Consider the following 1741-nt stretch of genomic DNA (forward strand, 5'->3'; position numbering starts at 1 on the left):
GTGTTCATTGCCATGGCTGCCTTCCAACTCTTATCCGTGCGGATCCCCGTAGCCGATGAATCGCCGGCTATCGGTGTCGACACCGGCCGAGCCCGGATCTGGGCGTTCGGCAAAGCGGCGGAGTGTCGCATTGGACTCTTTGAGGCATCGATAAGAAAACGCTTACGTTGCGAACCTTGATCATTTCGTGTTCTAGACGTGACCTTTGGGGCCCAGTGTTACCAAAGTGAAATAAGTGCAACGAGGCACTTCAACGGCGAGCCGGGAGTTCTCGATGACCCTCATGACGATGCACAGCCCGTGGACGTCACCGACGCTGCACAACGCGATGGTGGTGCGCCAACGAATGGCGTGGTCCGACTTCGTCAATGGGTTCGCGCTGGTCGGCCGCCCGCTGGTGGTGACCCTGGGCATCATCGCGGCGGCCGCAATGTGGCCCTCGCCCGCACATGCCGACCAGTCGAGCGATGCGGCCGCCAATGCATTGAACGACGTCGGGATCGGCAACAACGGCCCGCTCAGCACCACGCTTGCCGGCATCGGGCAGTCGATCTGCCCGATGCTGGTGAAACCCGGCGCGACAGTCGGCTCGACGGCCGCCGAGCTGTCAGGGCACACCGGCTTGTCTGCGGACATTGCAGGCTGGGTCACGAGCATGGCAATTCAGTCGCAGTGCCCGAGCTTCATGACATCGCTGGCCAACGGCAGCGTGCCAGGACCGCTGCAAACCCTGGCCGACAGCGCCGCCCCGGCCAGCCCCTTTCAGCTACCGGGCACCAATCCCCCTGCCTCGACCTTCCCGTTCGCGTTGCCCACCACGGCCACCACCCCGGGCAGTGGGCTACTGATACCGGGTCAGTAACCGCGCGACGCCAAGTCAGTTGAGCACTGCCTCTAGCCGGGTCCGTCGCTGGCCGCCGCCAACAGTGGCACCACCAGATCGCTGATCGGCGTAGGGATGCCGCGAGATCGACCGCACCGCAGCACGACTCCGTTCCGGCTGTCCCATTCGAGGGGCCGGCCGGCTTGTCGGTCGGCGAGGATGGAGGTGCCCAGGTCGGCTGGAGCACTTTGAAATCCGTCGAGGATCGCTTGCGGTACTTCGTCGCCCAGTGTGGCGCCCTCCGCACGAGCAACCTCGAGACATTCCCGTAGGTAGGCCAGCGACAGTTCAGTGACGTCGGCTCTGGCGAACATGCCGGCACGGCGACCCGCCAGAACCATCAAGCCCGCGACCGCGTTCTGTAGAAGCTTTCGCCATGCGACGGACGTGAAATCCACCGCTACGTCGACCGAGCACCGTGTGCCGCGCAGCGCCGCGAGCACCACGCTGGTCGCCGGCGTGTCCGGCAAGGTGAGGCGCGGCTCGCCGCGTAGCCACACCGAAGCATCCGATTCGCGTTGGGCGGGAAACCACACCACCGAGGGCAGCACTGGACCACCGGACGCGTACGGCGCGACGAGCGCCTTCTGCTCAACACCGTTCTGCAGCACGCAGACAACGGTCTTCGCAGTGCACAGTGCGGAGAGCCACGGTGCCGCCGCCCGCACCTGTGTCGACTTGACCGCGACGAAGACCAGGTCGAACGTGTCCTCGATCTCGGCCGGATCGATCCGCACGGGCCCCGGCACGACGACATGGCCGCCGTCGTCGCGCAGCTCCAGATGCTCGTGCGGCGAGCGGCCGCAAATTGTCGGCGTGCGCCCGACCTCGTGAAGCGCCGCCGCCACGGTCGTGCCG

2 protein-coding genes are annotated in these 1741 nt (G+C 65.8%); one reads left to right on the forward strand and one right to left on the reverse strand.

What is annotated here, in order from left to right:
- The first annotated feature begins 274 nt into the window (after window positions 1-274).
- Entirely contained in the window at window positions 275-862 is a 588-nt protein-coding gene (locus tag ACRDUX_RS04925; RefSeq protein WP_526411574.1) for a DUF732 domain-containing protein, read from the forward strand.
- Between the two features lie 32 nt (window positions 863-894).
- Here ACRDUX_RS04925 and ACRDUX_RS04930 read toward each other — a convergent pair.
- Window positions 895-1741 (reverse strand): oxidoreductase (locus ACRDUX_RS04930; RefSeq protein ID WP_526411576.1); only part of this gene is annotated, 847 nt, incomplete at its 5' end.

Source organism: Mycobacterium sp. (assembly GCF_050701675.1).
Lineage (GTDB): Bacteria > Actinomycetota > Actinomycetes > Mycobacteriales > Mycobacteriaceae > Mycobacterium.

Coding starts and splice junctions, on each gene's coding strand:
- ACRDUX_RS04925 (WP_526411574.1), top strand. CDS start 275: ATGACCCTCATGACGATGCACAGCCCGTGGACGTCACCGACGCTGCAC.